Raw genomic sequence first — 1,080 nt, 5'->3', positions numbered from 1 at the left:
GCCCCGGTTGATGCGCATGTCATCGACAAAGGGATTCCCACCGCCGGCCTGCTGGCCCAGGTGCTGGTCGCCAAGTTTGCCGACCACTTGCCGCTGTACCGCCAGGAGGCCATCTTCGGTCGTGCCGGATTGGCCATTCCCCGCTCCACACTGGGCGCCTGGGTGGGAAGCTGCGGCGTACAGTTGCAAGCGCTGGTGGACGCCCTGAAGGACGACATCCTCACGCACAGCGTGGTGCACGCAGACGAGACCCCGGTACAGATGCTCAAGCCGGGCAGTGGCAAGACGCACCGGGCCTACCTGTGGGCCTATGCCGCCGGTGCCTTTGAGGACACCAAGGCTGTGGTCTATGACTTCTGCGAGTCACGCGCCGGGGAGAACGCCAAAATCTTCCTGGGGAAATGGCGAGGCAACCTGGTCTGCGATGACTTCAGTGGCTACAAGCAACTGATGACCCAAGGTGTCACCGAGGCGGGCTGTCTGGCCCACGCCCGGCGCAAATTCTTTGACCTGCACGCCAGCAACAAAAGCCAGATCGCACAAAGTGCGCTGGAGCAGATCGGCAGGATTTACGACATCGAGCGGGAAGTCAAAGAGTTCACCCCCGACGAGCGACGACGAATACGCCAGGAAAGATCAAAACCGCTGCTCGATGCCTTGCACCAGTGGATGGTGCTCAATCGGCAAAAGATCGTGGATGGATCAGCTACGGCCAAGGCACTGGACTACAGCCTGCGGCGTTGGGGTGCGCTCACGCGTTTCGTCACCGACGGGCGCCTGCCCGTGGACAACAACCATATCGAGAATCAAATTCGGCCGATTGCCATCGGTCGCAACAACTGGTTGTTCGCAGGATCTCTGCGCGCGGGCCAGCGGGCGGCGGCCGTGATGAGTCTGATCCAAAGCGCCAAGCTCAATGGGCATGACCCGTACGCCTATCTCAAGGATGTCCTGACACGGCTGCCAACGCAACGGGCAAGCCAGATTCATGAACTGCTGCCGCACCGCTGGCAACCACAAAGCTAGCTCGGTAAAGCAGGACTGCAATGCGCAGTCAATATGGGTTCACCGCATGCTTAC

The 1,080-nt window shown here is 60.7% G+C and carries 1 protein-coding gene; it reads left to right on the top strand.

Annotation, left to right across the window (positions count from 1 at the left end; all coding sequences use genetic code 11):
• A partial coding sequence (tnpC, locus tag AC097N_RS21235; RefSeq protein ID WP_479584057.1) for an IS66 family transposase occupies positions 1-1,026 on the top strand: 1,026 nt, incomplete at its 5' end.
• Positions 1,027-1,080: the final 54 nt, after the last annotated feature.

Source organism: Rhodoferax sp. LS1R11 (assembly GCF_056521395.1).
Note: the sequence above shows the minus strand (reverse complement) of the source record. Positions and strands in the feature narration are given on the sequence as shown.